The organism is Variovorax sp. 54 (assembly GCF_002754375.1).
Taxonomy (GTDB): Bacteria; Pseudomonadota; Gammaproteobacteria; order Burkholderiales; family Burkholderiaceae_C; genus Variovorax.
Map to the genome: position 1 here is coordinate 2,343,951 of NZ_PEFF01000001.1, position 22,825 is coordinate 2,366,775.

Annotated in this window: 20 protein-coding genes and 1 tRNA gene; 12 read left to right on the forward strand and 9 right to left on the reverse strand. The window is 68.4% G+C overall.

Going from position 1 to position 22,825, the window contains the following annotated elements; all coding sequences use genetic code 11:
- Entirely contained in the window at nucleotides 1–1,872 is a 1,872-nt protein-coding gene (locus CLU95_RS10760) for a M61 family metallopeptidase (protein WP_099792963.1), read from the forward strand.
- Nucleotides 1,873–1,882: 10 nt separating this feature from the next.
- Here CLU95_RS10760 and CLU95_RS10765 read toward each other — a convergent pair whose 3' ends face one another.
- Nucleotides 1,883–2,491: a DUF2325 domain-containing protein gene (locus tag CLU95_RS10765; protein ID WP_099797209.1), complete on the reverse strand. Its 609-nt coding sequence runs from the start codon at nucleotides 2,489–2,491 to the stop codon at nucleotides 1,883–1,885.
- A 134-nt stretch (nucleotides 2,492–2,625) separates the two neighbouring features.
- Here CLU95_RS10765 and CLU95_RS10770 point away from each other — a divergent pair, with 134 nt between their 5' ends.
- Complete coding sequence (locus CLU95_RS10770) at nucleotides 2,626–3,405, forward strand: enoyl-CoA hydratase (protein WP_099792965.1); 780 nt, start codon at nucleotides 2,626–2,628, stop codon at nucleotides 3,403–3,405.
- Between the two features lie 42 nt (nucleotides 3,406–3,447).
- On the opposite strand, the gene CLU95_RS31140 is transcribed toward CLU95_RS10770, so the two are convergent.
- The gene (locus CLU95_RS31140; protein WP_257214595.1) at nucleotides 3,448–4,716 is read right to left on the reverse strand and encodes a hypothetical protein; all 1,269 of its coding nucleotides are present in this window, start codon (nucleotides 4,714–4,716) and stop codon (nucleotides 3,448–3,450) included.
- Complete coding sequence (locus tag CLU95_RS10780) at nucleotides 4,713–5,384, reverse strand: sigma-70 family RNA polymerase sigma factor (protein ID WP_099792966.1); 672 nt, start codon at nucleotides 5,382–5,384, stop codon at nucleotides 4,713–4,715. Before CLU95_RS10780 ends, CLU95_RS31140 begins: the two co-directional genes overlap by 4 nt.
- Nucleotides 5,385–5,553: 169 nt before the next feature.
- Between CLU95_RS10780 and CLU95_RS10785 the strand changes: the two genes are divergently transcribed.
- Nucleotides 5,554–5,630 (forward strand) — tRNA-Met (locus tag CLU95_RS10785).
- Between the two features lie 83 nt (nucleotides 5,631–5,713).
- On the opposite strand, the gene CLU95_RS10790 is transcribed toward CLU95_RS10785, so the two are convergent.
- From CLU95_RS10790 to CLU95_RS10810, 5 genes are all read right to left on the reverse strand, one after another.
- Entirely contained in the window at nucleotides 5,714–6,439 is a 726-nt protein-coding gene (locus CLU95_RS10790) for a hypothetical protein (protein WP_099792971.1), read from the reverse strand.
- A gap of 227 nt (nucleotides 6,440–6,666) precedes the next feature.
- On the reverse strand, nucleotides 6,667–8,802 hold the full coding sequence (locus CLU95_RS10795; protein ID WP_099792973.1) for an Ig-like domain-containing protein: 2,136 nt from the start codon (nucleotides 8,800–8,802) through the stop codon (nucleotides 6,667–6,669).
- Between the two features lie 391 nt (nucleotides 8,803–9,193).
- Nucleotides 9,194–10,834, reverse strand: coding sequence for a 3-(methylthio)propionyl-CoA ligase (locus tag CLU95_RS10800; RefSeq protein WP_099792975.1), 1,641 nt, complete (start codon nucleotides 10,832–10,834; stop codon nucleotides 9,194–9,196).
- Between the two features lie 43 nt (nucleotides 10,835–10,877).
- Nucleotides 10,878–12,092: an ABC transporter substrate-binding protein gene (locus CLU95_RS10805; protein WP_099797211.1), complete on the reverse strand. Its 1,215-nt coding sequence runs from the start codon at nucleotides 12,090–12,092 to the stop codon at nucleotides 10,878–10,880.
- A 59-nt stretch (nucleotides 12,093–12,151) separates the two neighbouring features.
- Nucleotides 12,152–13,390, reverse strand: coding sequence for an ABC transporter substrate-binding protein (locus CLU95_RS10810; protein ID WP_099792977.1), 1,239 nt, complete (start codon nucleotides 13,388–13,390; stop codon nucleotides 12,152–12,154).
- A gap of 253 nt (nucleotides 13,391–13,643) precedes the next feature.
- On the opposite strand from CLU95_RS10810, the gene CLU95_RS10815 reads away from it, so the two are divergent.
- From CLU95_RS10815 to CLU95_RS10855, 9 genes are all read left to right on the forward strand, one after another.
- Nucleotides 13,644–14,831 carry an acyl-CoA dehydrogenase family protein gene (locus tag CLU95_RS10815; RefSeq protein ID WP_099792979.1) on the forward strand — a complete coding sequence of 396 codons (1,188 nt, stop codon included), beginning with the start codon at nucleotides 13,644–13,646 and terminating at the stop codon, nucleotides 14,829–14,831.
- A gap of 21 nt (nucleotides 14,832–14,852) precedes the next feature.
- Nucleotides 14,853–15,947: an acyl-CoA dehydrogenase family protein gene (locus tag CLU95_RS10820; protein ID WP_099792981.1), complete on the forward strand. Its 1,095-nt coding sequence runs from the start codon at nucleotides 14,853–14,855 to the stop codon at nucleotides 15,945–15,947.
- Between the two features lie 11 nt (nucleotides 15,948–15,958).
- Nucleotides 15,959–17,167, forward strand: a complete 1,209-nt coding sequence (locus CLU95_RS10825) for a CaiB/BaiF CoA transferase family protein (protein WP_099792983.1) — start codon at nucleotides 15,959–15,961, stop codon at nucleotides 17,165–17,167.
- Between the two features lie 2 nt (nucleotides 17,168–17,169).
- A complete protein-coding gene (locus tag CLU95_RS10830; protein ID WP_099797212.1) occupies nucleotides 17,170–17,841 on the forward strand; it encodes a nitroreductase in 672 nt (223 codons plus the stop codon).
- 14 nt (nucleotides 17,842–17,855) lie between these two features.
- Complete coding sequence (locus tag CLU95_RS10835; RefSeq protein WP_099792985.1) at nucleotides 17,856–18,386, forward strand: MaoC family dehydratase N-terminal domain-containing protein; 531 nt, start codon at nucleotides 17,856–17,858, stop codon at nucleotides 18,384–18,386.
- A gap of 324 nt (nucleotides 18,387–18,710) precedes the next feature.
- A complete protein-coding gene (locus CLU95_RS10840; RefSeq protein WP_099792987.1) occupies nucleotides 18,711–19,160 on the forward strand; it encodes an acyl dehydratase in 450 nt (149 codons plus the stop codon).
- 41 nt (nucleotides 19,161–19,201) lie between these two features.
- Nucleotides 19,202–20,188, forward strand: coding sequence for a Bug family tripartite tricarboxylate transporter substrate binding protein (locus tag CLU95_RS10845; protein WP_099792989.1), 987 nt, complete (start codon nucleotides 19,202–19,204; stop codon nucleotides 20,186–20,188).
- A gap of 11 nt (nucleotides 20,189–20,199) precedes the next feature.
- The gene (locus CLU95_RS10850; RefSeq protein WP_099792991.1) at nucleotides 20,200–21,180 is read left to right on the forward strand and encodes a Bug family tripartite tricarboxylate transporter substrate binding protein; all 981 of its coding nucleotides are present in this window, start codon (nucleotides 20,200–20,202) and stop codon (nucleotides 21,178–21,180) included.
- Between the two features lie 3 nt (nucleotides 21,181–21,183).
- A complete protein-coding gene (locus CLU95_RS10855) occupies nucleotides 21,184–22,398 on the forward strand; it encodes a CaiB/BaiF CoA transferase family protein (RefSeq protein ID WP_099792993.1) in 1,215 nt (404 codons plus the stop codon).
- 13 nt (nucleotides 22,399–22,411) lie between these two features.
- Here CLU95_RS10855 and CLU95_RS10860 read toward each other — a convergent pair whose 3' ends face one another.
- A complete protein-coding gene (locus CLU95_RS10860) occupies nucleotides 22,412–22,732 on the reverse strand; it encodes a lysozyme inhibitor LprI family protein (protein WP_257214596.1) in 321 nt (106 codons plus the stop codon).
- Between the last annotated feature and the right edge of the window lie 93 nt (nucleotides 22,733–22,825).

Genomic DNA, 22,825 nt, shown 5'->3' on the forward strand with positions numbered 1-22,825 from the left:
ATGGCGACGACCTCGACGACCTCCGCTTCCCGGCGCGCGGCGGGTGCCGCCGCTTCCGCTGCCGCCGCCGTGCATTGCCGCGTCGAGTGCGCGGACCTTCATGCGCGCCTGTTCGCCGTCACGCTGACCATCGCCGCGCCCGCCGCACAGCAGCGCGTGGCGCTGCCGGTGTGGATTCCGGGCAGCTACCTCGTGCGCGAGTTCGCCAAGAACCTGCAGGGCCTGCGCGCCACGCAGGGCCGCCGCAAGCCGGTGCTCACGCAGCTCGACAAGTGCAGCTGGCAGATCGATTGCGTGCCGGGCCAGCCGCTGGTATTGCACTACCAGGTCTGCGCCTACGACAACTCGGTGCGCACCGCCTGGCTCGACGCCACGCGCGGCTTCTTCAACGGCACCAGCGTCTGCCTGCGTGTCGAAGGCCAGACCGAAGCGCCGCATGCGCTGGAGATCGTGCCGCCCACGCTGGCGGCAGACGCCGCGCGCTGGTCGTGCGCCACCGCGCTCGTGCCGACGAAGGCCGACAAGCACGGCTTCGGCAGCTACCGCGCCGCCGGCTACGACGAGCTGGCCGACAGCCCGGTCGAGATGGGCGCCTTCTGGAGCGCCGAATTCGAAGCCTGCGGCGTGCCGCACCGCTTCGTGATCGCGGGCGCCGCGGCCTCGTTCGACGGCGAGCGACTCATCGCCGACACGCAGGCCATCTGCGAAGCCGAGATCCGTTTCTGGCACGGCGACAAGGCCGGCAAGCGCGGCGGGCCCAAGCTGCCGATCGACCGCTACGTGTTCATGCTCAATGCGGTGGACGACGGCTACGGCGGGCTCGAGCACCGCCATTCCACCGCGCTCATCTGCAACCGCCGCGACCTGCCGCAGCGCGGCGAAAAGAAGAAGCAGCCCGAGGGCTACACCACGCTGATGGGCCTCATCAGCCACGAGTACTTCCACACCTGGAACGTCAAGCGCATGCGCCCGGCGGAGTTCGCGCACTACGACTACAGCCAGGAAAACTACACGCAGCTGCTGTGGTTCTTCGAGGGCTTCACCAGCTACTACGACGACCTGCTGCTGCGCCGCGCCGGCCGCATCGACGACGCCGCCTACCTGCGGCTGCTCAACAAGACCATCAACCAGGTGCTGCAGACGCCCGGCCGACTGGTGCAGCCGGTGGCCGACGCGAGCTTCGACGCCTGGGTCAAGTACTACCGCCAGGACGAGCAGACACCCAACAGCACCGTCAGCTACTACACCAAGGGCGCGCTGGTGGCGCTGTGCTTCGACCTCACGCTGCGCCACGAAGGCAAGGGCACGCTCGACGACGTGATGCGCCACCTCTGGACGCACAGCAACGGCGGCCCGATCAGCGAAGCCGACATTGCCGCCGCGCTCGAAGCCGTGGGCGGACGCTCGTACGCGCCGGAACTGGCGCGCTGGGTGCATTCCACCGACGAACTCCCGCTGGCCGACCTGCTGCGCGCACACGGCGTCGCCACGCTCGACGACCCGTCGCAACCGGCGCAGGCGCTCGGACTGCGCGTGGCCGAAACCGGCGGCAGCGTGCAGATCAAGGTCGTGCTGCGCGGCGGCGCCGCCGAGAAGGCAGGCTTCTCGGCCAACGACGAATGGCTCGGCATCGAACTGCCGGCCGTCGGTGGTCGCGGCAAGGGCGCATCGCAGCCTGCGCAGGCCTGGCGCCTCACGAAGCTCGACGACCTGGCGCTGTATCTCGGCAATGCCGCGAAGTGCACCGCCCTCGTCTCGCGCGACCGCCGGCTGCTGCGTTTGCCGCTCACGTTGCCGACGGGCTCGACCACGTGGCGGCTGTTCTCGCACGACGCGGCCAAGGTCTCGGCCTGGCTCGCAGCCAAGCCGTAATTTCTTCCGTTCAGCCCGCGTGATCGACGGCCGCCGCCAGCGGCGGCCGCACGAACAGCATCGGCTGCGGCTCGCCCACCAGCACGCAGGGCTTGCCGGTGCGGCGGCAGTGGTCCTGCACGCGCCAGTAGGCGCCGTGGCTCACGCAGCCGGTCTGGCAGATCACGAGGTCGGCGGCGCGCAGGCCGGCTTCGAGCGCCGCGGGGTCGTCGGCATCGTCGCCACCGTCGTGGTGCAGGTAACGGCCGCCGGCAATCTCGACCAGTTGGCGCGCCAGCGAAGGCGCCTCGGGCGTCGCTTCCGAACGGCCGACACACAGCACCGACTTGGCACGCAGATCGGCCGGCACTTCCGGCCCCGGCGGCAGCGCATGGTGGCGCCGGCCGCCCGGCGCCAGCAGCGCATGCAGGCGCTTCGGCAAGGCGGTGCCCACGGCCGCGCGCGCCGCCAGCTCTTCGCGCACGATGGCAATCGCCGAGTCGCGTGCCACCAGCGCACCGCGCAACCGCACGATCTGCGCCTCGAGCCGCTCGACCCGGGCGGCCTGCTCGATCAGCAGGCGCGAGCAACGCTCCTGCACCCGGGCGTAGGCCCGCAGCAACACGGCATGTTCTTGCATCGGGAAGTCCATGGCGGCCATTCTAGATGAGAACAATTCTCAAATGAAACACCCGCGCGTCAGCGGGCCCGAGGCCATGCTCGGTATAGTGGAACGCGTTTTTTCCCCCACCCCCCCCCGGAGACAGAGACACCATGAGCTACGAAAACATCGAAGTGCGGACCGAAGCAGGCAAGGTCGGCATCGTCACCCTCAACCGCCCCAAGGCCCTCAATGCGCTCAACGACGCGCTGATGACCGAACTGGGCCAGGCGCTCAAGGCCTTCGACGCCGACGACGCCATCGGCTGCATCATCCTCACGGGCAGCGAGCGCGCCTTTGCGGCCGGCGCCGACATCGCGGCGATGGCCAAGTACAGCTTCATCGACACCTACAAGGGCGACTACATCACGCGCAACTGGGAAACCATCCGCTCGATCCGCAAGCCCGTCATCGCGGCCGTGAGCGGCTTCGCACTGGGCGGCGGCTGCGAGCTCGCGATGATGTGCGACTTCATCATCGCGGCCGACAACGCCAAGTTCGGCCAGCCCGAAATCAAGATCGGCGTGATCCCCGGCGCCGGCGGCACGCAGCGCCTGCCGCGCGCGGTGGGCAAGAGCAAGGCCATGGACATGGCGCTCACCGCCCGCATGATGGACGCCGCCGAAGCCGAGCGCGCGGGCCTCGTGAGCCGCGTCGTGCCCTTCGAGAAGCTGGCCGACGAGGCCCTGGGCGCCGCGTTGATCATCGCGGGCTACTCGCAGATCGCCGTGATGGCGGCCAAGGAATCGGTCAACCGCGCCTTCGAGAGCGGCCTGAGCGACGGCGTGATGTTCGAACGCCGCCTGTTCCACGCGCTGTTCGCCACGCAGGACCAGAAGGAAGGCATGGACGCCTTCCTGAACAAGCGGGCCCCGGATTTCAAGAACGCCTGATGCGCTGAATCGTCACGGGCCCGGCGACCGCAGCGGTCGCCGTCAGCGGGTCCGCGACACCGCCGTGCGCAGCGCATCGAGCGCCTGCGCCGGCGGCGTGCCGATGGAGGCGGGGCCGCCCGGCTGCGGCGTCCACCGCACCTGATCGCCCGCGATTTCGAGCACGGCCAGCAACGCGCCGTCGCGCCGCAGTTCGAGGCGCGCTTCGACCGGCGCATTCAATTCCACGCCCGATACGGTGGCCGCGCGTGCCACGGTGTTCACCAATGCCGCGAGGCCTTCGGTGTCGCCGCGCGCCTGGCGCGTGGTGGTGCCGGCGCGCGTGATGTCGAGGGCGGTCCAGCGGTCGAGTGCGGTGAAGCCGCCGATCGTGATTGCCTCTGTCGCTGCACGCGGTGCAGATTTGGCGGCAGCCGATGCAGGCGCTGGCGCGGCTTGCACAGGCGCAGCGCGACGCTGCATGCCCGCAACATTCGCGCTGGCACCGCCTTGCGCAGCGAACGATGGCGCGGTGTCTGCGGACTCGCGCGGCATCGGCGGCGCTGCAGGTGCTGCGGCCGGCGCCGGCGGTGCGGCGGCATAGGGCATCGGGCCCCGGCTGACATCGGCCATGGGAGGCGCCGCGGGCATGGGTGCCGACGCGATGGCGAGTGCGGCGGGCGCAGGTGCCGGCACAGGGGCCGGGGCTTGCACCACCGGGGCCGCGGGTGCCGGTTTTTCCAGCATCCGTTCTTCGTCCCGCTGAATCGATGCGGCAGCAGCAGGCGCTTCGCGCCGCCGCGATGCGTCACGCGCTTCGGTTGTTTCGCGCTGCTTGCGGGTCTCTTTCGCATCACGCGTCACTTCACTGCGTTGCGCAGCGGGCGGTGTCATGTCTGCCGTTGCGGCCGGTTCAGCAGCAGGCGCGGCTGGCGTCGGTGCCGACGCCGCTGCCGGCGCCTCAGCCGTTTGCGCAGGCGGTGCCGACGCGGGCGCTGGCGCCCCGGCCACTTGCGCCTCGCCGTCGAGCCCTGCCTCGGGCACCGGCTCGCGATGCCACAACACGGTGACGAAGGTCGCCACGAGCACGGTCGCGAAGGCCGCGTTCCACGGCATGCGCGAGCGGGGACTGCCGCCACCGAACAGGCGCCGCCACCACGGCGCGACTTCTGCCGCACGGCCGGTCGCCGGCGCGGAAGCTGCGGCGAGGTTGTGCGCCACCTTCAAGATCGCCTCGCGCGTGTGGGCCGCGGGCATCGCATCGCGGTCGGGCGCGTGGTCCAGCGCGCGACGCAGCCGCGGGTCGTGCAGGTCGTCGTTGCTCTCGCTCATGCCCGCTGCTCCAGCACCGACAGGTAGCGTTCCATGCAGCCGCGCAGCTTCTGCAGCCCGTAGCGCAAGCGGCTGCGCACGGTCTCGAAGCCGATCTCCAGCCGGGCCGCGAGCGCGTCGACGGTCAGGCCGTCTTCATGGTGCAAGAGAAATGCCGCGCGCTGCTCGGCCGGAAGTTCGTCGAGACAGGCCAGCAGCCGGCGACCGGCGGCGCGCCAGAACGCCAGCTCTTCGGCCGACGGATGCGCCGACAGGTCGGTGGCACCGTGCACGCCGCGGTCCAACGCGGGCACCGCGTCGCCATCGTCGTCGGTCGCGTGACCATCGAGCGTCACCTCGCGCCCGCTCACGCGCAGGCGGTCCATCGCGAGGTTGTGTGCGATGGTGAAGGCCCAGGTGCGCCACGTGGCGCCCTGCGGCGAAAAGCTGTCGCGCGCCGAGATGATCCGCACCCAGGTGTCCTGGAACACCTCGTCGGCCTGCGCCGTCAGCCGCGCGCCGAGCAGGCGCTTGACGAAGCGGAACAGGCCGCCTTCGTGGCGCGCATAGAGCACGTCGAAGGCGGCGGCATCGCCGTGGGCGTAGGCCAGCATCAACTGATCGTCGGGCATGGCGTCGCGCGCGGTGGCGGCAGCAGAAGAAGAAGGGGCGCGGGGCAGCGCAGACATCGAAGGATTGTCACCCGAGCTTGTACGGCTCAGAAACGCGTTCGGGGTTAAGTCGGGGTGCGAGCCGATGCGTTCGGATGCAGAAAAATCGACCAGAAAACGCGGGGTGTTGAACTGAGCCCAAAGCCTGGGCTATAATTTTGGGCTTCGGTGCAGTTTTGTACTGAACGGCTCTTTAGCTCAGTCGGTTAGAGCGATGGAATCATAATCCACAGGTCCGCGGTTCGAATCCGTGAAGAGCCACCAACACAGCATTCCCGCCCCGCGCGGGATGCACAAAAAGCCCTAAGTTTTCAACGACTTAGGGCTTTTTTCTTGTCTGAACCCCCTCAAGGGGCCGGCACCCGGTCGAGCCGGAACGCCTCGGGCTCGCAATGCACCAGCCGCCAGCCGTGTGCGCCGTGCAGCGCCAGCGCATCGGCCACGTCCGTCAGCGTGCCGATGATTTCATTGCCCCAGAACCGGGTCGCGCCGCGCACGGGGTTCAGCATCTGCCGCAGTTGAGGAATCGTGCGCACCCGCCCGGCATGGAAGAAGAACTCCAGTGCGAGGTCGAAGGTCACCGGGTCGAGGCGCTGCGTCTGGTCCGCGATGACCACGCTGCGATCCACCGGATGGAAGCTGTAGGCCCCCCACACCAGCGGTTTCGGCGCCGCGCACGGCAGCCCCCGGGCTTTCAGCGCCGCCAGAATGGTGCGGTAGAAGTCGTCGAACGACGGCGCCACAGCGGGCGGGCGTCCCCGCAACTGCCGCGTGGGCGCCGGGCCGGGCATCGCGTGCGTCAACGGGACGACCCGCGTCCCCACCGACGACAGCACGCCCGGCAACGCGCCCTCGCGCTCTATTTCCGGCACATCGGCCAGAAACAACACTTGCATGCGCCCCACGTCGTCGCCCAGCGCCGCCAGTTCATCGACGCTGGTGAACACCCACGGCGCAATGCCCAGCGTGCGCAGCACGCGCCGCGCGTACTCGCGCTCGCGCAGGGCGCGTCCGAGCACGCCGATCCTGCGCGCCGCCGGCGCCGGTGAAGAAGAGACGGTGCGTGTCGTCATTCGCCCACCGAAGAAACAACACCGCCGGGACAGGGCCTTCGGCGGCACAGGTCGCGGTTCGCGGCCTCGGTGATCAGGGTCGGCATGGTTCTCGAAATGCTCAAAAGAATGAATGGCGCTGCGTCGCATGCAGACCCGGCGAGGCCGCCGGGGGACAGGCTCATCCTAGGGAGGCCCGCACTGCGCGTACATCAGACGATTCTGAAAATCGCCGCCTTTCGAACGCGTCAAAGCACCTTTGCACCGCGCAGCCAGTCCAGCAACATCGCCGAGTCGGCGCGCATGCGCAAGTCGGCCGCCTCGGCGTCGAAGCGCGTCGTCACCTGCGCCGCCTGGTTGCTGTAGTGGTCGTTCTCGGCCGTGAGCACGTCGAGCAGCGTGCGCTTGCCCGCCTGCGCCGTGCCGATGATGGTCGGCCTGGCGTCGTCCGTCACTTCGCCCTTTTGCAGCATGTGCACCACGCCCACGTCGTCCTTGACGTTCTGGATCACGGGCACTTCGGGGCGGCCCGTGTCCACGTTGATGCTGTACGGGGCAGTCGGCATGGTTTCGTTGCCCGCCGTGTCCCGCTCGATGACCGTGAATTCGTTCAGGCCGGCGGCCAGCGGCGTGCCCACCTGCAGCGTCCACGTGCCGCCTTCGCCGATGACGGCTTCACCCAGCACGTGGGTGCCGGTGCTGTTCTTGACCATCACGACCACGGTGTGGCCGGCCGTGCCGGTGCTGGTGCCGCTGATCAGCGGACGTGCGTCGTCGGTCGTGGCGCCCGAGGCCACGTTGCCCTGCACCGCGCCCACGTCGTCGGCCACGCCGCTGATGGCCAGCTTGCTGGCGTCGGGCGGGGTGACGTCGATGTTGAACTCGAACGGGTCGGAGGGCTTGCTCTGGTTGCCGGCCGGATCGCGCTCGATGATGGTGATGGTGTGCTTGCCTTCGCCCAGGTCGGTGGACGGGGTGAAGGTCCAGTTGCCGTCCTCGCCGATGTCGGCCGTGCCGATCACGGTGCCGCCGTCCTTGAGGACGATGGTGTCGCCGGGCGTGCCCTGGCCGTGGAATTGAGGCTGACGGTCGTCGGTGATGCCGCCGGGGGCGATCTCGCCCTGGATATCGCCCATGTTGTCGATGGCGCCGCCCAGTTGGGGCTGGTTCGGTGCAATGGTGTCGACTTCGAACTCGAAGGGATCGGAAGGCTTGCTCTCGTTGCCCACCGGGTCGCGCTCGACGATGGTGATGGAGTGGTCGCCCTCGATCAGGTCCTTGGGCGGCGTGAAGGTCCACTTGCCGTCGTCGTTCACCTCGACCCGGCCGATCTCGGTGCCGTTGTCCTTGACGATGATGGTGTCGCCAGGGGTGCCCTTGCCATTGAATTCAGGGCGCGGGTCGTCGGTCGCGCCGCCCGGGGGCACGCTGCCGATGATGGTGCCGACGTCGTCGATGACGGCGCCCGGACCTTCGCCGTTCCAGCCGGGCTTGGCCGGCGGGGTGGTGTCGACGCCGAATTCGAACGGGTCCGAAGGCACGCTCTCGCGCCCGCCCGCATCGCTCTCGGTGATGGTGATGGAATGCTTGCCGTCACCCAGGTCCTTGGACGGCGTGAGCGTCCATTCGCCGTTCGGGTCCACGACGACCTTGCCAACGAGCACGCCGTTGTCGTACAGGGTGACGGTATGGCCCGGCGTGCCCTTGCCATGGAACTCGGGACGCGTGTCGTCGGTCTTGCCGCCGCGCTCGATGTCGCCGGTGATGGGGCCGACGTCGTCGCGCGCACCGCCGATGCCGTCGAAGCCGGGCTTGCCGGGGGGCTGCACGGTGGGCGGCACCACGGGGGGCAGGCTGGGTGCGGAATCACCGTCGCTGCCGCTGGCCGCGGCGATCGCGCCGATGCCGAGCGCGGCCAGGCCACCGGTCAGCAGCAGCGGCAGCATGCCGCCGAAGAAGTCGTTGCCGCCGGCTTCGGTGCCCGCAAGGTACGACGCACCCGGGCCGTACGAATCGCCGCCCAAGGCCGCGGGCGTCGACCGGCCGTCGGCCAGCGCGTAGATGTCGCTCGAAGCGTCGGTGGGCGTGTACGCATACAGCTGGCCGTCTTCAGCCACACCGTACAGGCCCACGGGCTCCGATTGCGCGTAGTAGCCCTCGAGCACCAGGCTCGGGCTCGTCTCGCCTTCGAGCGTGACGTGCAGGTCCGCACCCACGCGGGTGAGGGTCACGTTCTCGGGCGCAAAGCCGTCGTCGCCCTTGAGCAGGTACTTGGCACCCTTCTGGACCTTGATCTTGAGCGGCGCCTGACCGGCTGCGGCCACCGCGTGGTCAATGTTCTTGCCGTTGCTGTTGACAACGACCTTCGTCTTCTTGGATGCCATGAAATTCCTGTGCTCGCTCAATGAAAAATGGGACCGGACCGGCACGCGCGCACGCAACGCCACATCAAACGGTTTGTTGATCGATGACTTTAGGAAGACGGTCCGGATACGGCCATCGGACGAGTCCGAAATGGCCTACCCAGGACATAGGCGCAGGGCGAAACTGTGAACAAAGCCCCCGGAAGTACCTACAAAGCAAGAAGGCCCCTGCAAGTCGATGACTCGCAGGGGCCTTGAAAAAAGGACCGCGGTGGGTAAATAGTGCCGGGCGAAATCCCGGCCTGCTCAATCAGTGAGCAACGTGGTGCGAAGCCCCGTCAATGCTCGTTCTGCGGGTCCGCCTCCTCAGGCAACCCACAGAGTTATGCACAGAAAGAACGAACAACTGTCATCAAGTTGACTTGGCTGCGACGTAGCCCTTGAACTGCTCGCGCAGCTTGGTCTTCAGCAGCTTGCCGGTGGCTGTATGCGGCAGGCTGTCGACGAAAGCCACGTCGTCGGGCAGCCACCACTTGGCCACGCGCTGCGAAAGAAAAGTGAGCAGTTCCTCGCCCGTGACCTGTGCGCCCGCGCGCTTCACCACGATGAGCAGCGGCCGCTCCTGCCACTTCGGATGCGCGATGCCGATCACCGCCGCCTCGGCCACGGCCGGGTGCGCGCTGGCGGCGTTCTCCAGGTCGATCGACGAGATCCACTCGCCGCCCGACTTGATGACGTCCTTCGCGCGGTCGACCAGCTGCACATAGCCGTCGGCGTCGATGTTGGCCACGTCGCCGGTCGGGAAGAAGCCCTCGGCGTCGAGCACGTCGCCGCCTTCGCTGCGGAAGTAACCGCTCGCAATCCACGGACCGCGCACATGCAGGTGACCGAAGGCCACGCCGTCGTGCGGCAGGCGCTGGCCGTTCTCGTCGACGATCTTGAGCTCCACGCCCCACACGCCGCGGCCCTGGCGCATCTTGACCGTCGTCTGCTCTTCTTTCGGGAGCGCGAGGTGCTTGGGCAGCAGGTTGCCGATCACGCCGATGGGGCTGGTCTCGGTCATGCCCCAGCCTTGCACGAAGTCGGCGTTGAAGTCGCGCTCGAAGCGTTCGATCATGGCGCGCGGCGTGGCGGCGCCGCCCACGCCGATGCGCTTCAGGCCGATGGCGCGGGTGTCGATTTCGGGGTGGGCGTCGAAGTACTGGAACAGCATGAGCCACACGGTCGGCACGGCCTGCGAGAAGCTCACCTTCTCGTCGCGCATGAGTTCGTACAGGCTCTGGCCGTCCATGTGCGGGCCGGGCATGACGAGCTTGGCGCCCACCATCGCCGCCGAGTACGGCATGCCCCAGGCGTTGGCGTGGAACATGGGCACGGCCAGCATCAGCGTCATCTGCGAGCACACGCCGAAGGTGTCGGGCGCGCATTCCATCAGCGAATGCAGCACGGTGGAGCGGTGCGAGTACAGCACGCCCTTGGGGTTGCCCGTGGTGCCCGAGGTGTAGCAAAGCGACGAGGCGGTGCGCTCGTCGAACTCGGGCCAGGTGTAGTCCTCGCTCTGCGCGCCGATGAGCTCGTCGTAGCACAGCAGGTTGGGCACGTCGATGGCCGGCATGTGCGCGCGGTCGGTCATGGCGACGAAGGCGCGCACGCTTGTGAGCTTGGGTGCGAGCTTCTCGACCAGCGGCGCGAAGCTGGTGTCGAAGAACAGCACCTTGTCTTCGGCGTGGTTGACGATGTAGTCGATCTGCTCCGGAAAGAGCCGCGGGTTCACCGTGTGCAGCACCGCGCCCGAACCCGACACGCCGTAGTACAGCGCCAGGTGCCGGTACGTGTTCCACGCCAGCGTGCCCACGCGGTCGCCGGGCGCCACGCCCAGCGCCTTCATCGCGTTGGCCACCTGCTTGGAACGCAACTGCACCTCGCGGTAGTTGGTGCGGTGCACCGGGCCTTCGACGGTGCGACCGACGATCTCGGCGTGGGGGTGGAAGGTGGCCGCGTGGTCGATCAGCGACGAGATCAGCAGCGGGCGGTCCTGCATCAGTCCGAACATGGTGTGTGTCTCCTTTGGATTTTTTTGAACGTGCTTCGGAAGGCTACTTCACGGCGATCGAATCACCCATGGGCTCGAACTCCTTGCCGTTGAACTGCACCAGCTGCAGCGTGTGGAACGGAAAGTAGTCGGTGGCCGAGGTGTTCAGCGCAATGCCCGGCAGCAGCATGCCGGTGCGCATGTTCTTCAGCGTGGTGGCCTGCTTGAGCACGTTCTCGCGCGTGAGGTTGTCGCCCGAGGCCTTGAGCACGGTCTCCATGGCCTGCGCCACGCCGTAGCCATACACGCCGGCGGCGTTGTTCACGTCTTCGTTCGGTGCGTACTTCTTCATGAAGGCCAGGAACTCCTGCGTGGCCGGGTCGTTGGCCCAGCGCGGCTGCGCGGCGTCCTTGAAGAAGGCCATGGCCATGATGCCCTTCGACTTTTCGAGGCCCGCGGGTTCCAGCGTCATCTTCACGTAGGCCGACACGTAGGTGAGGTACTGCTGCTTGGGCTTCCAGTTGATGTCCCACGCTTTGCGGATGGCCTGCGCGGCGAAGCGCGCGGTGGCGAAGTTGACGAACACGTCGGCACCCGACGACTGCAGCTTGATGATCTGCGAATCGACCGTCGGGTCGGCCACTTCGAACGAGGCCTCGGCCACCACCATCGAGGCCTTGTCGCCCAGGCCCTTCTTCAGGCCCTTGAGCAAGTCCTTGCCGAAGTCGTCGTTCTGGTAGAGCACGGCGATCTTCGCGTTCGGCATCGTCTTCAGGATGTTCTTCGCGTAGAGGCTGCCCTCGCCCTCGTAGCTGGGCATGTAGGGCGTGGTCCAGGGGTAGGTCTTAGGGTCGTTGAAGCGATCGGCGCCCACGCCCAGGAACAGGTGCGGCACCTTCTTGGCGTTCATGTAGCGCTGGATCGCGGCGTTGGAGGCCGAGCCCAGGTTGCCGTACACGGCGAGCACTTCATCTTGCTCGACCAGCTTGCGCACCACCTCGGTGGTGCGCGGCGGCGTGTACTGGTCGTCGTAGCTGATGAGCGTGACCTTGCGGCCGTTGATGCCGCCCTTGTCGTTGACCATCTTGAAGTAGGCCTCGTTGACCTTGCCGACGATGCCGTACGACGACACGGGGCCGCTGTAGGGCATGGCCATGCCGAGCTTGATCTCGGTGTCGGATGCGCCGGTGTCGTACTTCTTCTGCGCGAGGGCCGCGCCGGCGGTGAACAGGAGGGCCGCGCCACCCAGGGCGGCGACCAGTCGAACGATGGAGGTCATGGAAGCTTCAATGAAAAACGAAAAGGGAGACATCAGGAACGAGGCGATCAATCAATCGATCAGTCGCCGAGCACCTTGCCGAACGGCTCGTAGCGCGTGCCGTTGAAGCGCACCAGCTGCATGCGCTCGATCGGGTAGAAGTCCGTCGGCGAGGTCTTCACGTCGATGCCCGGGTAGAGCATCGGCGGGCTGTACTGCAGGTTGGCCGCCACCTTCATGATGTTGGCGCGCGTGAGGTCGTCGCCCGCCTTGCGCAGCACCTGCTCCAGCGTCTGCGCCGACGAGTAGCCCAGCACGTTGAGCGAGTCGCTCAGGTCGCCCGACGGGTAGTACTTGCTGAACCAGGTCTTGTAGTCCTCGTACTCCTTGGAGCCCTTCCACATGTCGTCGGCCGGGTCGCGCAGGTAGGTGGCCGAGATCACGCCCACCGCGTTCTCGGGGCCGGCCGGCTTGATCACCGCCGACACCGACACGGACACGCTCGACAGATACTGCGTGGGCTTCCAGCCGATGTCGGCCGCCTTGCGGATCGCCTGCGCCGCGAACTTGGGCGTGGTGATGCTGAAGAAGGTGTCGGCGCCCGAGGCCTTCAGGTTGACCATCTGGCTGTCGATGGTCGGGTCGGTTACCTCGTAGGTCGACTGCGCCACGATCATCGTCTTGGCCTTGTCGCCGAGCGCTTCGAGAAAGCCCTTCAGAAAGTCCTTGCCGAAGTCGTCGTTCTGCATGAGCACGGCGATCTTCGCGTTGGGCTTCGTCGAGAGGATGTGCTGCGCATAGATCTTGCCTTCGGTCTGGTACGTCGGCTGCCAGCCCATGGTCCAGGGAAAAGCCTTCGGGTCGCCGAAGCGCGTGGCGCCCGTGGCCACGAACAGCTGCGGCACCTTCTTGGCGTTCATGTAGCGCTGGATCGCCAGGTTGTGCGCTGTGCCCAGCGGGCCGAAGAGCACCAGCACCTCGTCCTGCTCGACCAGCTTGCGCGCCTGCTCCACCGTCTTCGAGGGGTTGTAGGCATCGTCCAGCGAGATGAACGTGACCTTGCGGCCGTTGATGCCGCCTTCGGCATTGAGCTTGGCGAAGTAGCCCGCCGCGGCCTTGCCGATGGTGCCGTAGGCCGAGACCGGACCCGAGTACGGGACGATGTGGCCGATCTTGATTTCGGTGTCGCTCGCGCCCGGGTCGTAGCGCTTCTGGGCCTGCGCCGCGAAGCTGGCAGTCAAGCTGAGCGTGGCCGCGAGGCCCGCGCCGAGCAGGCGGCGGCGCGCGCTGTGGCGGGCGGAAAAGAGGGAACGTGTCATGGTGTTGTCTCCGTCGTTCTTGTGAAAAAGAAGCTGCCGGCCGCGGGCCTCTCACCGGGCTTTCACCGGCCCCGTATCGGTCTGCGTCGGACCTCGTGCGGCGTTCGGGCTGGATGGTAGGCAGCGCCTCCGGCGCGTCACATCGTCGGAACGGACGATTGAGAGCGCCCGAGGGTTGCCCCTAGCATGAGCCTCGACACGGAGACAACACGCACCGCCGCGCAACGCGGCGGGCACCGAAGGCAAGCACCGCATGGACCTCACGCTCAATCCCCGCTACGAAGCCTTTCGCGACGCGCTGCGCGCGTTCCTCGCCACGCACGGCCACCGCTCGGCCTTCGCGCGCACGGCAGAGCGCCCCGACGCCGACGCCCTCGCGTGGCAGCGCCTGCTGCTGGACCACGGCTACGCGGGCCGCACCGTGCCGCGTGACTACGGTGGCCACGGCGCCGCGCCCGACGTGATGGAGGCGCACCTGATCACCGAGGAGTTCGCGCGCGCCGGCGTGGCGCCGCCGTTGGGCAACCAGGGCATCTCGATGCTGGTTCCCACCCTGCTCGAGCTGGGCACCGAGGCGCAGCGGCGCGAGTGGATCGGCCCCACGCTGCGCGGCGAGGTGGTCTGGTGCCAGGGCTACTCCGAGCCCGGCGCGGGCTCCGACCTGGCCTCGCTGCAGACGCGCGCCACGGAAGACGGTGGCGACTTCGTCATCAACGGCCAGAAGATCTGGACCTCGACCGCGCACGTGGCCGACATGATCTTCTGCCTCGTGCGCACCGAGCCCGGCGCCGCGAAGCATGCGGGCATCAGCTACCTGCTGTTCTCGATGAAGACGCCCGGCATCGAAGTGCGCCCGCTGAAGACCATGACCGGCCACGCCGAGTTCAACGAGGTCTTCTTCACCGACGTGCGCGTGCCCCAGCACCAGATCGTGGGCCAGCGCGGCGAAGGCTGGAAGGTGGCCAACGCCACGCTCAAGCATGAGCGTGGCTCGCTCGGCAACCCCAACCTCACGACGCAGCGCTACCAGGAACTCGCGACGCTGATGCTGGCCGAAACCGTCGACGGCTCGCGCCTCATCGACCAGCCCGTGCTGCGCGACCGCCTGATGCGGCTGCAGGGCCAGGTGCTGGCGCAGAAGTGCCACGGCCTGCGGCTGCTCACGGCCGCGGCCAACGGCGAAGACCCGGGCCTGGCCGCGCTGGTCGTGAAGCTGCAGGGCTGCGAGCTGCGTCACCAGCTGGCCGCGCTCGCCATCGACGCGCTGGGCGAACTGGGCCTCTTGATGCCCGGCAGCGCGCACCTGCGCGCGCAGGCACTCTGGCAGGAGCGCTACATGTTCGACCTGGGGTTGATCATCGGCGGCGGCACCGCGCAGATCCAGAAAAACATCATCGCGGAACGCGGGCTCGACATGCCGCGCGAACCGCGCCTCGCCTGATCGACTGGAAGAAAGCACGCCATGGAATTCGCCCTCTCCGCCGACCAGAAACTGCTGCAGGACAGCCTGCGCCGCGCCCTCGAACGCGCTTGCCCGCTCGATCGCGTGCGCCGCGTCGCAGCCGACGACCTGCCACTGGACCGCGAGGTCTGGCGCACGCTGTGCGAGGTCGGCGTGCCGGCTTTGCTCGTGCCCGAGGCCTTCGGCGGGCTCGGCCTGTCGCTGCTCGATGCCGCGCTGGCCGCCGAGGAACTGGGTCGCCATGTCGCGCCCACGCCGTTTCTCGGCACCGCCGTGCTCGCACCGCTGGCGCTGCGCGAAGCCGGCAGCGCCGCACAGCAAGATGAATGGCTGCCGCGCCTGGCAGCGGGCGAATGCATCGCCGGCGTCGCCATCGCCGAAGCCGTGGCCGGCGCACGCGACGGCGCGGGCGTGACAGCCAACGCCAACGGCACGCTCGACGGCAACGCGCTCTTCGTGCTCGATGCGGGTGCGGCCGATGTGTTCATCGTCGCCGACCGCGCGGGCGGCCTGCACCTCGTGCGCGCCGATGCACAAGGCCTCACGCGCGGCGCGCTGCGCAGCATCGACGCCACGCGCCCGCTCGGCGAACTGCACTTCGCGCACGTGAAGGCCGAGCCACTGCCCAACGCCAACCGAGCCACGCTCGCACGCCTGCGCAGCGCGGGCTGGGCACTGCTCGCCGCCGACACGCTCGGCGCGGGCGAAGCCATGCTCGACCAGGCTGTGGCCTACGCCAAGGAGCGCCGCCAGTTCGGCCGCGTGATCGGTTCCTTCCAGGCCGTGAAGCACCTGTGCGCCGAGATGGCCGCCGGGCTGGAGCCCGGCCGCGCGCTCGTCTGGTACGCGGCCCACGCCTTCGACGCGTTGCCCGACGAAGCCGCGCTGCTCGCCGCACACGCCAAGTCGCACCTGAGCGAAACCGGCACCTTCGTCGCCCGCACCGCCACCGAGGTGCACGGCGGCATGGGCATCACCGACCTGCTGGGCCTGCACTACTGGTTCAAGCGCATCGGCTTCAACCGCCAGTTGCTCGGCGGGCCCGAGCGCGTGCGCCACCTCGCCGCCGAAATGCAGGGCCTTGTCGCCGCATGACCTCCCAACCAATGACCCCCACCTCCACCGCCCCCCGCATGCTCGAAGGCCTGCGCATCGTCGACCTCACCACGGTGATCTTCGGCCCCTACTGCACGCAGATCCTCGCGGACCTCGGCGCCGAGGTGGTGAAGGTCGAGCCGCCCGAGGGCGACAGCATCCGCATCATCGGCACACCGCCCGTCACGCCGCTGATGAGCCCCGTGCACCTGCGGCTGAACCGCGGCAAGCGCTCCGTCGTCTGGGACCTGAAGAGCGAAGAAGGCCGCGCCGCGATGCACCGCCTCATCGAGACCAGCGACATCTTCATCCACAACGTGCGCAGTGACGCCATCGCACGGGCCGGCCTGTCGTACGAGGAAGTGCGCGCCATCCGCCCCGACATCGTCTACGTGCACTGCACCGGCTTCGACCAGCGCGGGCCCTATGCCGCGCTGCAGGCCTACGACGACATCATCCAGGCCGCCTCGGGCATCGCCTCGCTGCCGCCCAAGGTCGACGGCAACCCGCAGCCGCGCTACGTGCCGATGACCATGGCCGACAAGGTCTCGGGCCTGCACGCGACGTATGCCGTGCTCGCCGCCGTGGTGCACCGGCTGCGCACCGGCGAGGGTCAGCAGGTGGAGGTGCCGATGTTCGAATCGCTCGCCAGCTTCAACCTCGTGGAGCACCTGTGCGACAAGACCTTCGTGCCACCCACCGGCCCCGCGCTGTACCCGCGCCAGATCGACCCCATGCGCCAGCCCATGCGCACGCGCGACGGCTACATCGCCATTGCGCCCTACCTGGACGACCGCTGGCTGCGCTTCTTCGAGGCCACCGGCCACCCCGAGGTGCTCGAGGCGCCCGAGCTGGCCGACAAGGCGCTGCGCCGCAAGAATATGAGCCGCATGTACGAAGCCGCCGCCGCGATCCTGCCCGAGCGCACCACCGCCGAATGGCTCGACATTCTGAAGAAGGCCAACGTGCCCGCGATGCGCGTGAACGACATCGCCGACCTGCCCGACGACCCGCAGCTGCAGGCCGCCGGCCTTTTCCGACAGCGCACGCACCCGACCGAAGGCGCGTATCTTGAGGTGCGCCCACCGGTGCGCTTCTCGGGGTATGCCTACGCCGACCTGTCGCACGCTGCGACACCCGGCCAGCACAGCGCCGAAGTGGCGCGCGAGCTGGGCGTGACCCTGACGACCTCTCTCCCCCGGAGCACCACCTCACCATGAACATGACTGTCTACGACGCCGTCGCGAGCCGCCGCTCGGTGCGCGAATTTCTCGACCGCTCCGTGCCGCCCGACGCCATCCGCCGCGTGCTGCAGGCCGCGCTGCGCGCGCCCTCGGGCGGCAACCTGCAACCGTGGCACCTGCATGTGGTGGGCGGCGAGCGGCTGAACGACCTCAAGGCCCTCATGCGCACCCGCGTGCAGGAAACGCCCGGCGGCGAAGGCAGCGAGTACGACATCTACCCGCGCGAGCTGGTGGCACCGTATCGCGACCGCCGCTTCGCCGTCGGCGAGGCGATGTATGCGCGCCTGGGTATTCCGCGCGAGGACAAGGCCGCGCGCCTGAAATGGTTTGCGCGCAACTTCCAGTTCTTCGACGCGCCGCTCGCGCTCTTCTGCACCGTCGACCGCCGCATGGGCCCGCCGCAGTGGTCCGACCTCGGAATGATGTTGCAGAACGTGATGCTGCTGCTGCGCGCCGAGGGCCTGGACAGCTGCCCGCAGGAATGCTGGGCCATCTACCCGCAGACCATCGGCCGCTTCATCGACCTGCCGCCCGAACGCATGCTCTTCACCGGCATGGCCATCGGCTATGCCGACCGAGACAAGCCTATCGACGCCCTCGAGACCGAGCGCGCGCCGCTCGCCGACGTGGCCGAGTTCATCGGCATCTAAGAAAGCACTTTCAGATGGACGATTGGGAAAGCGCCTGGGCGCCGATGGTGGCGCGCGTGGGCGAAGACTTTGCGAACGGCGTGATCCGCTGGGGCGCCGACGTGATCGAGGCCGGCGCCGTGCGCCGCTACGTCGAGGTGCTGGAGTTCGACTGCCCGCTGCACCATGGGCCCGACGCGGTCGCGCCATCGACCAGCCTTGCCAGCCTCACGCTGCCGCCGATGTGGGCCCCGGGCCAGCCGCCCGTGTTCACCAGCGACGCGCGCAACGCCGAGCCCGAGCGCAGCCCGCTCAAGGGCACGCGCCCCGAAGGCATGCCGCCCACCACCGCCTACATGGCGACCGACTACGAGGTCGACTACCTGCAACCCGCCCGCCTGGGCGACCGCCTGGGCCGGCGCGGCAACCGGCTCGTGCGCTGCGAGCCCAAGGCCACGAAGGTCGGGCGCGGTGCGTTCACGACGTGGGAGTACGACATCGTGAACCAGCGCGAAGAAGTCGTGGCGCGCTGCCGCTTCGGCATGTACCACTACCTGCCGCACTAGGTTGTTGATGCGGTGCCGATCTGCGCTCTGGCGCGACCACGCCGACGGCGTACCTTGCTCCGCGAATGTCCCCCGCCCTTCGGGCTCCTCCTTGATTTCGCTGCGCAAGGCACACCGCCAGCGTGATCGTTTTCAGCAGAGGTCGTTGATCGGCTGCAAGCGCACAGCGTGCCCTCGTGCACAGGGCACCGGGTGCTCCCCGCAGCGAAATCAAGGAGGAGGGGCGAAGCCCCGGGGGACATTCGCGGAGGGGAGTACCCGGTGTCCTTTGCACACACCCCGAACACGAGACCCCAAGAACCCAACCCACAGCAGAACCACCGAATGAACTGGCAAACCCAACGCCGCTGGGAAGAAGTCAACGAGGGCGACCCCTTGAACCCCGTGCCCTTCCCCCTCACCGTCTACCGCCTCGTGATGGCCGCCGGCGCCAACCGCGACTTCAACGCCATCCATCACAACACCGAGCACGCGCAATCGACCGGCGCCCCCGAGATGTACGCCAACGTCATGCTGCTGCAGGGCATGTGGGAACGTGCCATTCGCGAGTACATCGGCACGGCCGGCGTGCTGCATGCCATCCGCGGCTTTCGCATGAAGTCGTTCAACACGGCGGGCGACACCGTCACCGTGCGCGGCCAGGTCGAGCGCAAGTGGATCGACGACAGCGCCGACGCCGCGCATCGCCACCGCCTCGACCTGCGCCTGTGGAGCGAGAACCGCCACGGCGTGTCGGTCGGCCCCGGCCTCGCCGTCGTGAGCCTGCCGCGCTGACATCGCGCCAAGACAGAAAAACCATCGGAGACAAGACAGACATGCATCGCAGCAGACTCACCCGCCGCCACGCCCTCGCGCTGGCAGCCGCCCTGGCCACCGGCAGCGCCTTCGCGCAGCAGCCACCGACCCCCTGGCCCGACAAACCCATCCGCCTGATCGTCCCCTACGCAGCGGGCGGCGGCACCGACGTGTTCGCGCGCATCGTTGCCGAGGGCCTGGGCAAGCGACTCGGCCAGAGCGTCATCGTCGACAACCGCCCCGGCGGCAACGGACAGATCGGCATCACCGCCGTGCAGCGCGCACCCGCCGACGGCTACACCGTGCTGTTCTCGCTGACCTCGATCATCCAGAACCCGCTGCTGTACCCCAACGCCGGCTTCGATCCGTTCGAGGACTTCGTGCCCGTCTCCGAAGCCGGGCGCCTGCCCATCGTCTTCACCGTCAGCAACAAGCTCGGCGTCGACACGCTCGACGGCTTCGTCAAGCTCGCGCGCGCCGCGCCCGGCAAATACTCGTACGGCTCCTACGGCAACGGATCGAGCGCGCACCTGTACGCCGAGGTGCTGCAGGACGCCGCGGGCATCCAGCTGCTGCACGTGCCCTACAAGGGCGAGGCGCCCGCCATCACCGACCTGCTCGGCGGCACCGTCGACGCGGTATTCGTCTCGGCCAAGGGCGTGGGCCCGCACGTTGCGGCCGGCAAGGTGAAGTCGATCGCCGTGGTCGGCACCGCACGCGCACCGCTCGCGGCCGGCGTGCCCACCTTCAAGGAACAGGGCTTCGCCGGCATGGAGTCGGTCGGCTGGTTCGGCATCTACCTGCCCGCCGGCACGCCGCAGCCCATCGCGCAGCGCCTCTCGACCGAAGTGGCGCAGGTCGTGCAAAGCCCCGAGCAGGCGGCGCGCATCGAAGGCCTGGGCGTGATCCCGGTCGGCAGCACGCCCGCGCAGCTCACCGCCACCATGCGCGCGGACCACGCGCGGTGGAAGCAGGTGATCCAGGCCAAGAACATCAAGCTCGATTGAAGCGACGCCTCATGACACGTCTTTCTTCAACGCTCGGCATTGCACTCGCTGCCCTGTTCGCTCTGCCCGCCGCCGCGCAACAAGCATCGGCCGACTACCCCTCGCAACCCGTCACGCTCGTCGTGCCCTTCCCCGCCGGTGGCATCACCGACAACATCGCGCGGCTGGTCGCGCAGGAACTCGGCACCGCCTGGGGCAAGCCCGTCGTCGTCGACAACCGCGTGGGCGCCAGCGGCACCATCGGCGCCGCCGCCGTCGCGCGCGCACCGAAGGACGGCCACACCGCCCTCTTCACCATTACCACGCACGTGCAGATGCCCGCGCTGCAGCGCAAGCTCTCGTACGACGCGGTGAAAGACTTCGCGGCCGTGTCGCAGATCGGCATCTCGACCTCGGCCCTGGTCGTGACGCCCGACGTGCCCGCCAAGACGCTGGCCGAACTCGTCACGCTGCTCAAGGCCGAGCCCGGCAAATACGCATACGGCTCGACCGGCGTCGCGACCACCTCGCACATCTACGGCGAGCTGCTCAAGAAAGAGGCCGGCGTCGACATGCCGCATGTGCCCTACAAGGGCGCCGCGCCCATGGTGACCGACCTGCTCGGCGGCCACATCCGCGTGGCCGTGCTCGACACCGGCACCGCCCTGCCCTACCTGCAAAGCGGCAAGCTGCGCGCGCTGGCGGCACTGGGCACGCAGCGCTCGGCCACGCTGCCGCAGGTGCCGACCTTCCAGCAGGCGGGCTACGCGGGCTTCGAGCCTTACGCGTGGATTGCGCTCTTCCTGCCGGCCGGCACGCCGCAGCCGCGCGTGGACAAGATGTCGAAGGCCGTCGCCGCCATCATCGCCAAGCCCGAAGTGCAAAAGAAGATGCGCGACATGAACATCGAACCCGTGGGCAGCACCGCTGCCGAGTTTGCCGTGGTGCTGCGCCAGGACGCCGACACCTGGAAGCGCGTGATCGACAAGACCGGCATCCGCCTGGAGGACTGACCGATGACGCCCCCTCCACTTTTTCGCGGCGCCCTCGAAGGCGTCAAGGTGCTCGATCTGTCGTCCGTGGTGCTCGGCCCGCTGGCCAGTCAGATGCTGGCCGACATGGGCGCCGACGTCATCAAGGTCGAGGCGCCGCAGGGCGACCTGGCCCGCTCGGTCGGGCCTGCGCGCCACAAGGGCATGTCGTCGCTGTACCTGTCGTGCAACCGGAACAAACGCAGCCTCGTGCTCGACCTGAAGCAGCCCGCCGCGCGCGAGGTGCTCGACACGCTGGTGCGCGGCAGCGACGTGCTCGTGCATTCGGTACGCACCGATGCAGCGGCGCGCATCGGCATCGACGCGGCGCGGCTGCTGGAACTCAACCCGCGCCTCGTGAGCGCGCACGTCAAGGGCTTCTCGGACGAGGGGCCGTATGCGGGCCTGCCGGCTTTCGACGACATCATCCAGGCTGCGTCGGGCCTGGCGCAGCTGCAATCGATCTACACCGGCGAGCCGCGCTACATGCCCGCGCTCGTGGCCGACAAGACCACCGCGCTGTACGCTGCGTACGCCATCGTCACCGCGCTGTTCCACCGCGAACGCAGCGGCCAGGGGCAGGCCGTCGACGTGCCGATGTTCGAGACCATGACCGCCTTCAACATGGTGGAGCACCTGTGGGGCCACACCTTCCAGCCGCCCATCGACGACATGGTCTACGGCTCGATCCGCTCCGGCGTGCGCAAGCCCTTTCGCACCGCCGACGGCTACATCGCGCTGGTGCCCTACACCGACGCGCAGTGGCTGCGCTTCTTCGAGGTGGTGGGCCGGCCCGAGCTGCGCGAGGACGAACGCTTTGCCACGCTGGCCGCGCGCGTGCGCAACCACACGGTGGTGTTCGGTGAGCTGGAGCGCGCCACCGGCGCGCGCACCACGGCCGAGTGGGTTTCTGCCTTCCGCCAGGCCGACATTCCGGCGATGCCGATCCAGACGCTGCAGCAGCTGCCCGACGATCCGCAGCTGAAAGCCAGCGGCCTGTGGCACGACGCCGAGCACCCGACCGAGGGCACGCTGCGTTTTCCCGGCGTGCCGTTCACGCTGTCGGCCACCCCGGGCGGCGTGCAGCGGCTCGCGCCGTCGTTGGGGGAGCACACGGACGAGGTGCTGGGGGAGTTCGGGTTTGAGCGGGCGGCGGTGGATGCGCTGGTGAGCGCGGGGGTGGTGGCGCGGGCCGAGTGAGCGCCCGACCCGCCTACTTGAACTGGCCGTCGGCCGCAGAGATCCGCAGTTGCTCTGCGCGCTGGTTGTTGAGCTCGGCCACGCAGGCCGCGCGCCGCATCTCGAGCGCGTTGCCGATCGCCGTGCCGCCCACGGACTTGGCGTAGGCGCAGTGGTCCTCCCGGTACCTGGCGAAGGACTTCCTCGCGGCGGCCAGCTTGGCCTTGGTGGCTGCGATGTAGGGAGGCTCGATGTCCCACTTGGCGATGGCGCGCAGCAGGTTCGCTTCTGCACGCTTCAAGTGGGTCTCGCTTTCCACTTCCTTCTTGTCCAGGCATTCACGGACGTCAGCCATCGAGAAAAATTCATTCCCGCACGCCAGCCGGATCGCGTATTCGCTCTGCACCACACGGGACGCACGGGACGGCGCTGCAATGGCAGACACGCT